The sequence below is a fragment of the candidate division KSB1 bacterium genome (assembly GCA_022566355.1).
Lineage (GTDB): Bacteria > Zhuqueibacterota > JdFR-76 > JdFR-76 > DREG01 > JADFJB01.
Map to the genome: position 1 here is coordinate 1 of JADFJB010000150.1, position 9,872 is coordinate 9,872.

The window sequence follows — 9,872 nt, forward strand, 5'->3', positions numbered from 1 at the left end:
GCCTTTACTACGACACGGAAGATGGCAAATGGGAGAAAATGACCTGGAAAAAACTGAACGTAAATATAAGAAGGGGTGAAATCGAGATTGTAAAAGCCAAGCTGCCGCATTTTTCACGCTATGCATTAGCGGCGCAATAATCCCCACGACAACAAGGAGGTTTTACACTCAAGGGTCGTCAGATTTAAGATGGCCCTTTTTTATTGGGAGGAAGCCGGATGCTAGATACTGGATGCCGGATACCGGATAACGGATTCCACCAGTGTCGTCTTGAAAAATGTTGACAGTTTCTTTTCTTTTTTCTTTTTATTCTCCCGCTCTCTGTTTCACCTATCGCATTCTGTTTTAGTCATAATTTAGGAGAATCAACACGGTTGATGCATTGCATATGTTAGTTCTCAGATTATTATAACCAAAAATCTCCTCCTGCAAAAATTCAACCGTGCAATTTAAATTTGAATTGTTTATCCTAAAACAACTAACTTGCCATGTAAAATTATCAATTCAACTATCATGAGGCAGAAATGGATGTAAAAAAAGTAGTCTTGGCATATTCGGGAGGATTGGATACTTCAATTATCATCCCATGGCTGAAGGAAAACTATGGCTGTGAAGTAATAGCAGTGGCAGCAGATCTTGGCCAGGGAGAGGAGTTACATGGCTTACGAGAAAAAGCGCTCGCGACCGGAGCCAGTAAAGTTTATATTGAGGATCTTCGCGAAGAATTTATCGTCGATTTTATTTATCCGACCATGAAAGCAGGCGCCGTTTACGAAGGTCATTACTTGTTAGGAACTTCCTTTGCCCGCCCATTGATCGCAAAAAGACAGGTCGAAATTGCGGAGAAAGAAAATGCTGATGCGTTGTGTCATGGATGTACCGGAAAAGGCAATGACCAGGTGCGATTTGAACTCACCTATAAAGCGCTGAATCCGACGCTTCGTGTGATCGCTCCCTGGCGTGAATGGGATATCCGTTCCCGGGAAGATGCAATTCGTTATGCTCATGAACATAATATTCCCATTACTGCAACACCGGATAAAATTTACAGTCATGACCAAAATATCTGGCACCGCAGCAGTGAAGGCGGTGGCTTAGAGGATCCCTGGCAAAGTGCCCCTGGTGATGTTTACGGGCTTTCCATCTCTCCGGAAGAAGCGCCGGACCAGCCAACAATTCTCACCATTGATTTCGAGCGAGGCGTCCCAACGAAAATTGACGGCATCGAATTTGATCCTGTCGAATTACTTGAACGCCTGAACAGAAGCGCCGGCGAAAATGGCATTGGCAGAATCGATATGGTGGAGAATCGATTGGTTGGTATGAAATCGCGTGGCGTATATGAAACACCTGGTGGAACATTATTGTATAAAGCGCACCAGGAATTGGAGTGTCTTGTCCTTGCCGGTCAATTGATGCATTTTAAAGAGAGTATTGCACCTAAATATGCGGAACTGGTTTATTACGGCCAGTGGTTCACTCCCTTAAGACAGGCGCTTGATGCCTTCGTTGAGCATACGCAAGAGAGGGTAACGGGCTCGGTTCGTCTTAAATTGTACAAAGGTAATGTGATTGTGGAAGGCCGTCAGTCGCCCTATTCTCTCTACCGGGAAGATTATGCAACCTTTGGTGAAGAGGATGTTTATAACCAGCAGGATGCTGAGGGATTTATCAATATTTTCGGATTGCCGCTTAAGGTGAAAGCTTTGATCGATATCGAAGGGACAGGGAAAAGCGAGTACCACCAGCCTGATTACAGCAAGTTTAAGAGAGATTAAATTAAGTGCCTAAAGTGCCTAAAGTGCCTAAAGTGCCTAAAGTGCCTAAAGTGCCTAAAGTGCCTAAAGTGCCTAAAGTGCCTAAAGTGCCTAAAGTGCCTAAAGTGAACTAAAGGTACTAGCAGCTAATATTAAAGATGCAGGATATATTGTAATTTCGTGCTTGATGCGGAATCTAATAGAAATAAAATGATTGTTGTCAGATATGAAAAAAAATCCAACTAAAGCCTGGTCCGGACGATTTGATTCTGAAACCAATCCTGAGATGGAATCATTCAGCCGCTCGATAAACGTGGATTGGCGTTTATGGCGTGAAGATCTTGCGGTCAACCGTGCCTGGGCAAAAGCATTAGAAAAAATTAATATATATTCAGAAAAGGAACTTAAGGAAGTACGGGTAGGATTGGAACAAATTCAGACCGAATTTCAAAATGAGATTTTCGAGTTTAAACCATTAGATGAAGACATTCACATGGCTATTGAACGCCGGCTCACAGAGATTACCGGTGATGCCGGTGCGAAAATCCATACCGGCCGCAGCCGTAACGACCAGGTAATAACCGACACTTTTCTATATCTTAAAAGAGAACTGCCGGAATTGGATTCAGCATTGCAGCAATTACAAAGAGTCTTGATTCAAAAAGCCGAAGATTCCATCGATGTTGTAATGCCTGGCTATACCCACTTGCAGCAGGCGCAGCCGATTTTATTGTCTCATTATTTGCTCTCATTATTATGGCCTTTACAACGTGATCGCCGGAGACTACAGCAGGTACTGGAAAGATGTGATGTCCTACCGTTAGGAAGTGGTGCCCTGGCAGGATGCGCTTTTCCGGTGAATCGTGAGGCCATTGCCAGAGAATTAGGCTTCGGCAGCATTTCGCAAAACAGTATCGATGCGATAAGTGATCGGGATGTGCTGTTGGATACGGTTTATTCGGCTTCAATGATCATGCTGCATTTGAGTCGATATGCGGAAGATATGATTTTATGGTCCAGCAAGGAATTTGACTTTGTTGAGTTATCCGACAGTTTTACTACGGGCAGCAGCATGATGCCGCAGAAAAAGAACCCGGATTCACTTGAATTGATCAGGGGGAAAACTGCACGTGTGGTTGGTTATGTGAGTACGCTACAAAATTTATTGAAGGGGCTGCCGCTTACTTATGCAAGAGACTTACAAGAGGATAAGCCTGCACTTTTTGGTGCAATCGATTCTACAAAATCTTCAGTTAAAATTTTTACAGGTACTTTGCAGGGAGCAAAATTTCATGCGGAGAAAATGAAACAGGCTTTGGACGATTTGCTGCTGGCAACCGATTTAGCAGATTATTTGACCCGTAAAGGATTGCCATTCAGGAAAGCGCACAATGTGGTGGGACAAATTGTAAAAAAGAGTATCGATAGCAAAACGTCTTTGCAGAAGTTGGATTTAGCTTCTTATCGAAATTATTCAGAATTGTTTGACGAAGATTTATATGAATGTCTCAATATCGAGGCGAGTCTGCAAGCGAGAAATATAGTTGGAGGGACGGGTCCGGCAGCTGTTCGGAAGCAGTTGGCTATGGCGAAGGAATTAGTAGAATAAATCCTGCACAAGAATACGAGGAGAATCTATTGAGCACTGATATGGAACCCAAAACCCATGGAATTCACCATATTACTGCCATTGCCGGTGATCCGCAAAAGAATGTTGATTTTTATGTCGGTATTTTGGGTTTGCGCATGGTCAAAAAGACGGTCAATTTTGATGATTTGTATACCTATCATCTTTATTACGGGGATGAAAACGGCAGCCCGGGTACGATCATGACTTTCTTCCCATGGACTTCAAAGGCAAGGCATGGCCGGGTGGGAGTCGGCCAATTAACTGTTACTTCTTTTTCGATTCCGGCTGGCGCAATGGGATATTGGATAGACAGGGTTAATAAACATGATATCGATTTTAAAGGCCCCGGCAGCCGTTTTGATGAAGAGGTTTTAACATTTCACGATCCGGATGGAATTGAGCTTGAACTGGTTTGCTCGGCGACAGAATCCCGTGCGGGGTGGGACAATGGCCAAATTCCGCTTGAGAACTCAATCCGTGGGTTTTATCATGTCACGTTATCCGAAGAAGGCTATGAACGGACGGCCGGATTGATGGAAACCCATTTGGGTTTCCATAAGGTCAATGAGTCTGGCAACCGGCTTCGACTTGCATCGGGAGAAAGGGGTCCGGGGACTTTTGTGGATATTTTAAGTCTGCCGGATGCACAACCGGGAATTATGGGAGTGGGCGCAGTACATCATGTGGCATGGCGAATTTCGGATGCAAATTCGCAACTAGATATTAGAGATTATTTGCTGCAGGTCGGATATGAAGTTACACCTGTGATGGATCGATTTTATTTCCATTCGATTTACTTTCGGGAACCTGGCGGAGTTTTGTTTGAAATCGCAACCGATCCACCGGGATTTACAGTAGATGAAGAAATCGAAAAGCTAGGAACCGATCTAAAATTACCTGACTGGCTGGAAGAGAAACGTTCCGTTATTGAAGAGAATCTGCTGCCGATTACACTGCCGGGTAAAAGATAAGTTCGAGATCCGAATAGTTAATTTCTACACAAATTTTGAATACCAGTTTTATAAGTCTCGATGCTAAAAATTATAGTGGTTTAATATTTTAAGGATTGAGCCTACTCTAAAAACCGATTCAATCGCTTTTCTAATAAAAATTTGATACATAAAAACAAATACTTATGAGAGCGATGGAATCGGTATTCCAACTTTTTAGAATGAACTCAAGATTTAAATCATTAGGATTTGTTTCGAGTTTCGAGATTAGAATTTTAAATATTATCCACTATTTTACAAGGCGTAACAAACTATGGATACTAAAACAAACCCCCATCAAAACCAACCTGTCATCCAGAGTGGAGCATCTCTAAAAGACGCCAAAGCTGCGATGATACTGCTGCATGGCAGGGGAGCGGATGCCCAGGATATTCTCACTTTGGCACCGGAACTCGACCAGCCCGATTTCGCTTACCTCGCCCCAAATGCCAATGGCAATACCTGGTATCCGCAAAGTTTTATGGCGCCTGTTTCTCAGAACGAGCCTGGTATTTCGTCAGGGCTTCAGACAATTGCCGATGTTTTAGCCCAATTAAGCCAGGCAGGTTTTCCGCCGGAAAAAGTCATGCTTTTGGGTTTTTCCCAGGGCGCCTGTTTAAGCCTGGAATTTATTGCCCGAAATGCCCGGCGCTATGGCGGTGTGGCCGGACTGAGCGGAGGTTTAATCGGACCGGAGGGTACACCCCGGAATTACAACGGTTCTTTGGCTGGCACTCCGGTTTTCCTGGGCTGCAGTGATGTGGATTTCCACGTTCCCAAAGAAAGGGTGAGCGAAACCGCAAAAATACTTCAAGAGCTGGGTGGCGAAGTGACCGAACGATTATACCCAAACATGGAGCATACCATCAACCAGGATGAGATTGATGTTGTGCAGGGAATGATGAGTTCTGTGCTAAATTCTGTTTAAGCAAAAAAATTGACTAAGAAAGAATTCTTACGATATAGGATTAGACGTGAAGCGGCGTGTTGATAACCACCAACTGGCGAATTGAATAGAGGCGGAGAAATCCCCACCTCAGCCAATTAGACTATTCAAACTGATCGGTATGATCTCACAACGCTATGTTCAGGCTCACTCTAAAGAAAGGTCGTTTGATTCTTTACCTTCACCTGATCCGCTTTTCACCTTTGTCTAGGTATTGGTATTTACAACGGTTTTGCGGGCAGCTTCACTGGCTTTAACGTTGCATTTAACAAACTTACTTCGTGCAAACCAAAGCGCCAAAAGGAACAATACAGCCAATCCAAAAATAATCGGATGCCGAACAACAGCCACAGTTACCAGGTTTTCGAAGAGTGACGGCAAGACATAGTATAAAACGTCGGCAATGTGACCCATCAACCCTTCAAGCGTCCCGGCGGGTTCTGAAACAATAAGCTTTTCTAAGTGCTCGACAATTGCCGCACAATTAAGGTATTTATCGTAGGGATTATTCTCCGAACATATCGTTAACAACTCTTGAAGAACATCGACCTCAACCTTCGAGATATCCTGGTTCCAGAGCACTATGGCGCTGATGACGACAAAAAGCGTGAACTCCAGGAAGAATACATAGCACCATTTCCGCCAAAAAACCCATCTTTTGACTTTTTTGCGGCAGGCCTGCCAGATACTTTCGGTTTCCGCTGCAGTCACACGTTCCGTGGGACTGTCAACAGGGGAGTCGACCAGATCGAATTCATACGGAAGTTGCCCCGGCGCGTAATTTCCCGATTTCCGTTTCATCCTTTCAAGGACACTGCGATGAATTTTGACCTTACCCTGCAACTTGGGCCTACAGAGTTTTTCGATATCCCGTGGCTGGTAGCGGAAGTAGACGGCGCCGCCGTCCCTCGAGTTGTATAACCGGCCGTGGACATTCGCGTTACTATGTACTTCTTCAGCCGCGTCCTTCTTGAATTTAAGTCCGCATTCGGCTGCCCGGGACATCATCCAATCCAGGGCTACGTTTGCCAGACCGGCCCTCCGGTATCCACCACCCACGTTTGAATGAGCGCCCGAAAACCACACCTGTTCTACTTTGGTGCTGCTTTTGTATTCGTCCCAGACTAAAGGCAGGAAGGATTTTCTTTCATCGTCGATCGCAAGCGCCTGATAGGCATATTCAACATTGTCCGTGAGTTCGTAATTATAAAACCGGTGAGGAATTAAACGGTCCGAGACCCAGCTTAGTGCTTTTAAAATTAAGTCTATCACCCACATGCCAATCCCCGGGTAGTTCCCTCCCTGGGGAAAACCCAGGGCGGCGACTGTATCCCAGACGCCAATGAACTTGACTGGAATTACGCCATGTTCTCCAAAGGAGGGATTCCCCCTGGAAGGATCCCCTTTGCTGTCTTTGTAAATTTTGAGAGCTTCTTTGCTGCGGCCTTCCAATTCCTCGAGGCTTAGCTTCCTGCCGTCGACGAGGCCGCAGGCGGCCAGGAGTCCGGAAAATGCCCGCACTGTAGCGGCGCCCCGGCTGAAGCCGAAAATAAAAACCTTGTCTCCCGGGTTGTAGTTGCGTGCAAGATACTCGTAAAGATCACGGATATTTCTTTTGAATCCAAAACCAACTGCACCGGATAACCCGCGCCAATATTTGTTGCTCGAAGTGCCGACACCATTGTCGTAGAACGTGATTTGGTTACCACCGCGCAACTCGATGGCGTTGTAAATATTGTAGACATTGCTTGACGGCGTAGTTCCGCCCTTGTTACCAGTGCCGTCTGCCATTAAAACGATGTTTCTTTCTTTCATAGAATCCTCCTACATATTGTTGATACTCCTCCCAAACGGGCCATTCATTGGATTTACCCAATGTAAGAGCTTCATTAAATAACGCAATTAAGCTATGCGTTCCGAAATCCGGATCTCCGGATTCGTAACTGAACTATTTCTTCCAATAAGACATCTCAATTTCTCATTGAATCTGCGTGTGTTTTTGCGAATTCTGAAATATTCCTCCTATTCTGTTTCCTTCATGATTGAATTTAATTTGAAATTATACCATAGTAAATGTTCAATAGTTTTTCATAAATGATAGCAAGTTATAATGTTTTATTTTGATGCACAAGGATTATTTTTAGAAGTTTTATAATAATATACGGTGCATTGGGCTGTGAGTGCAAGCTCTGGCAGAATCTCATCCGAATTTTTCTGAAAAGAGAAAATGGTGGAGAGATTTTTTATTATAGACTTAGTTTTGCATGATATTTCATTTTCATATATCTATCGCCGCTTGCGAGTTCGTCAAGCATTTGTTGCAGTCGTTTTTCTTTGGTTTCGAGTCGCTTGGCGCGAGTAATCCAGCCAATAGTTTCATTTTGCTGATATGCCGGACGGTTGTGATATGCTTCCATCAGGTACTTCTCAATAAGAGCCGGCCTGATAAATTCCGGCATTGGGTAACGCGGTCTTTTTAATCCTGATGGCATTTTGTTTTCTTTCGATTAAATGCATTTTATCAAGCCACTTTCTTTTTTAACGGGCTTATTTGGTCGTATTCATCTTTACGAGCTTTTAAGGTGTCCCACATATCCACGTTGTTTTGAAGACCAATCCAAAACTCTGCAGTTGTATCAAATAATTTTGCCAGTCGAAAAGCAGTATCGGGAGTGATGGAGCGCTTGCCGAGAATGATTTCATTGATTCGAACTCGTGTTACTCCGATAGCATCGGCAAGTTGCTGTTGGGTTAACTTTAGAGGTTCAAGAAATTCGAATCTCAGTATTTCACCAGGATGTGTTGGTCGCCTATTTTTCGGTATCATCTATTACCTCTTCTTATTTTGTTAATGATATTGAACCAACTCGGTGTCAAAGATATCCCCATCTGCAAATCTAAAATACAAGCGCCAGGGACCACTGACCGAAATTGCCCACTTTCCTTTCTTGTCGCCATGCAAAGGGTGAAGATGGTTGGACGGTGGCGAACTCAAGTCGCGTAATTTGATTTGTACAATTCATCATATCTAATTTTCGAATCAGCCTTTTTTGTAGATGAACTGGAACACGTTTATGTTTTCCAGAATTCCAAAATTCTTCAAGCCATGACTGCTTAAAGTTTTTTATCATGAACTAATGTAATATGCAATGGTATCCATTGCAAAATAAATCTTGCCCCTACATTAAATTATGACATTAGATGATCTTTACCGGAAGTAGAAAGTGGATTTGGTCCGGATTACGCTGGTTGATACGTTTGAATTTCCTTATTAAGGCGGTCGGCTATTTGATCTTCCGCGACATCCAGGTCATAATCCATTTGTAGTCCCAGCCAAAATTGAGCTGACATATCAAAATATTTGGCCAATCGCAAGGCAGTATCCGCCGTTATTCTACGCTTGCCGTGTACAATTTCATTGATTCTACGCGCAGGAACCCGGATATCAAGAGCGAGGCGATTTTGGCTAAGATTCATGGGTTTTAAGAATTCTTCCTGTAAGATTTCGCCTGGATGTAAAGGTGTCATTTTTTTAGAAGTCATGTTTTTCTCCTAATGATAATCAACTATTGTCATCATATTGTTTTTATTATACTCACTGCATGACAAGCGAAAAATATCTTATTTTGTCGATATCCACCTTCTAACCATTCTGGATGTTTTTGGACGACTTTGTCGACTTCGGGATATCTACTAAGCAAGTCCTTTTCTGGAAACATATTAGATATTCTAGACATTGCTGTCCTTGCCGGAAGACGTAATTGAACGTTTCTCCATGAACTTTTTAACATTTGATTTATTTTTCCAATTACATGATGAGCATAATTACCACATGTTATGACATAATGTGGTTTAATAATCTGTAAAAGATCAGCCCATAAATTAATAGAAAAAGCAATCAGATCATTAGATGGATTTTGATTATTTCCAAAATCATCAACTTGAGACCACAATATGGCATTTGATACAGCAGTGTAGTCAGCTCTTTTATTAAAAGATGCTTCAATAGCTAGTTTCAAGGATCCATCGTCCCAGGGTTGAATTCCAATATTGAAGGGACCTTTCAGCCGACAAAATCTATCCTTGGCAGAAAGACTCTTCAAATCTTTTACATATTGTGAATTAGTATTCGACAAATTTTGCGACTCCGCTAATACAAGTATGTCATTCCAATGATCAGGAAAATATGGAATATACGGTTCTCTTAAAACCGCATTCATATTTTCCGCAAGTATGTGTTTGCTACAGACATCAATCAACAAATCAATTTTCATAGCTCCTCGAAGTTAATTTTGTTGGCATTTATGTTGGGTTATTCTGATACGATTCCATCAGGTTCTTTTCAACAAGAGCAGCTCTGATAAATTCCGGCATTGGGTAACTCGGTCTTTTTAATCCTGATGGCATTTTGTTTTCTTTCGATTAAATGCATTTATCAAGCCACTTCCTTTTTTAACGGGCTTATTTGGTCGTATTCATCTTTACGAGCTTTTAAGGTGTCCCACATATCGACATTGTTTTGAAGACCAATCCAAAACTCTGCAGTTGTT

Annotated in this window: 11 protein-coding genes; 5 read left to right on the top strand and 6 right to left on the bottom strand. The window is 42.8% G+C overall.

Features of this window, described 5'->3' with window-relative positions; translation table 11 throughout:
* The 5 genes from IIC38_18520 to IIC38_18540 all read left to right on the top strand — a co-directional run.
* Nucleotides 1–140: hypothetical protein (locus IIC38_18520; GenBank protein ID MCH8127921.1), on the top strand; the 140-nt coding region annotated here is incomplete at its 5' end.
* A gap of 384 nt (nt 141–524) precedes the next feature.
* Complete coding sequence (locus tag IIC38_18525; GenBank protein ID MCH8127922.1) at nt 525–1,778, top strand: argininosuccinate synthase; 1,254 nt, start codon at nt 525–527, stop codon at nt 1,776–1,778.
* A 205-nt stretch (nt 1,779–1,983) separates the two neighbouring features.
* Nucleotides 1,984–3,366 (top strand): argininosuccinate lyase, encoded by a 1,383-nt coding sequence (argH, locus tag IIC38_18530; protein ID MCH8127923.1) that lies wholly within the window; start codon nt 1,984–1,986, stop codon nt 3,364–3,366.
* A gap of 41 nt (nt 3,367–3,407) precedes the next feature.
* Complete coding sequence (locus IIC38_18535; GenBank protein ID MCH8127924.1) at nt 3,408–4,358, top strand: ring-cleaving dioxygenase; 951 nt, start codon at nt 3,408–3,410, stop codon at nt 4,356–4,358.
* A gap of 292 nt (nt 4,359–4,650) precedes the next feature.
* Nucleotides 4,651–5,304 carry a dienelactone hydrolase family protein gene (locus tag IIC38_18540; GenBank protein MCH8127925.1) on the top strand — a complete coding sequence of 218 codons (654 nt, stop codon included), beginning with the start codon at nt 4,651–4,653 and terminating at the stop codon, nt 5,302–5,304.
* A gap of 225 nt (nt 5,305–5,529) precedes the next feature.
* On the opposite strand, the gene IIC38_18545 is transcribed toward IIC38_18540, so the two are convergent.
* The 6 genes from IIC38_18545 to IIC38_18570 form a co-directional block, all read right to left on the bottom strand.
* A complete protein-coding gene (locus tag IIC38_18545; GenBank protein ID MCH8127926.1) occupies nt 5,530–7,137 on the bottom strand; it encodes a DUF2235 domain-containing protein in 1,608 nt (535 codons plus the stop codon).
* Between the two features lie 431 nt (nt 7,138–7,568).
* Entirely contained in the window at nt 7,569–7,781 is a 213-nt protein-coding gene (locus tag IIC38_18550) for a YdeI/OmpD-associated family protein (GenBank protein MCH8127927.1), read from the bottom strand.
* A gap of 62 nt (nt 7,782–7,843) precedes the next feature.
* Nucleotides 7,844–8,149 carry a HigA family addiction module antidote protein gene (locus IIC38_18555; GenBank protein ID MCH8127928.1) on the bottom strand — a complete coding sequence of 102 codons (306 nt, stop codon included), beginning with the start codon at nt 8,147–8,149 and terminating at the stop codon, nt 7,844–7,846.
* Nucleotides 8,150–8,170: 21 nt separating this feature from the next.
* Complete coding sequence (locus IIC38_18560) at nt 8,171–8,341, bottom strand: type II toxin-antitoxin system RelE/ParE family toxin (GenBank protein MCH8127929.1); 171 nt, start codon at nt 8,339–8,341, stop codon at nt 8,171–8,173.
* Between the two features lie 221 nt (nt 8,342–8,562).
* Nucleotides 8,563–8,865 (bottom strand): HigA family addiction module antidote protein, encoded by a 303-nt coding sequence (locus IIC38_18565; protein ID MCH8127930.1) that lies wholly within the window; start codon nt 8,863–8,865, stop codon nt 8,563–8,565.
* 32 nt (nt 8,866–8,897) lie between these two features.
* Entirely contained in the window at nt 8,898–9,596 is a 699-nt protein-coding gene (locus tag IIC38_18570) for a hypothetical protein (GenBank protein MCH8127931.1), read from the bottom strand.
* Nucleotides 9,597–9,872: the final 276 nt, after the last annotated feature.

Coding starts and splice junctions, on each gene's coding strand:
- IIC38_18525 (MCH8127922.1), top strand. CDS start 525: ATGGATGTAAAAAAAGTAGTCTTGGCATATTCGGGAGGATTGGATACT.
- argH (MCH8127923.1), top strand. CDS start 1,984: ATGAAAAAAAATCCAACTAAAGCCTGGTCCGGACGATTTGATTCTGAA.
- IIC38_18535 (MCH8127924.1), top strand. CDS start 3,408: ATGGAACCCAAAACCCATGGAATTCACCATATTACTGCCATTGCCGGT.
- IIC38_18540 (MCH8127925.1), top strand. CDS start 4,651: ATGGATACTAAAACAAACCCCCATCAAAACCAACCTGTCATCCAGAGT.
- IIC38_18545 (MCH8127926.1), bottom strand. CDS start 7,137: ATGAAAGAAAGAAACATCGTTTTAATGGCAGACGGCACTGGTAACAAG.
- IIC38_18550 (MCH8127927.1), bottom strand. CDS start 7,781: ATGCCGGAATTTATCAGGCCGGCTCTTATTGAGAAGTACCTGATGGAA.
- IIC38_18555 (MCH8127928.1), bottom strand. CDS start 8,149: ATGATACCGAAAAATAGGCGACCAACACATCCTGGTGAAATACTGAGA.
- IIC38_18565 (MCH8127930.1), bottom strand. CDS start 8,865: ATGACTTCTAAAAAAATGACACCTTTACATCCAGGCGAAATCTTACAG.
- IIC38_18570 (MCH8127931.1), bottom strand. CDS start 9,596: ATGAAAATTGATTTGTTGATTGATGTCTGTAGCAAACACATACTTGCG.